This is a genomic window from Magnetococcus sp. PR-3, assembly GCF_036689865.1.
Lineage (GTDB): Bacteria > Pseudomonadota > Magnetococcia > Magnetococcales > Magnetococcaceae > Magnetococcus.
The window spans coordinates 1-347 of the sequence record NZ_JBAHUQ010000097.1 but is presented as its reverse complement, the minus strand read 5'-3'; the positions used below and the strand labels follow the sequence as shown (position 1 = coordinate 347).

The window sequence follows — 347 nt, the reverse complement described above, 5'->3', positions numbered from 1 at the left end:
TATGTAGACAGCACGCTTGGGCAAAAAGAGGTAAGAAGGTCTTTGGTGAAAGGCCTGGAAGAAACCACAATCGCACCAATTTGATAATGGCACAGAGGGTTGGTGAATGGTTGGCTCCAGTGGTTTTCAACTTTTCGTGCAATGCGGAACTGGTTGAGACTTGGCTAGAGGAAATGTTGTTACCCTTGCTGAACTCACCCAGTGTCATCGTGATGGACAATGCAGCGTTTCACCGTAAAAGACCTATTAAGGAATTACTGGAGGCCCATGGCCACAAATTGCTTCCTTTGCCACCGTACAGTCCAGACTTTAATCCAATTGAGCAAGCCTTTGCTGTTCTGAAAAAG

1 protein-coding gene is annotated in these 347 nt (G+C 46.1%); it reads left to right on the top strand.

Annotation, left to right across the window (positions count from 1 at the left end):
* Window positions 1-347: transposase (locus V5T57_RS20710; RefSeq protein ID WP_332893172.1), on the top strand; the 347-nt coding region annotated here is incomplete at both ends.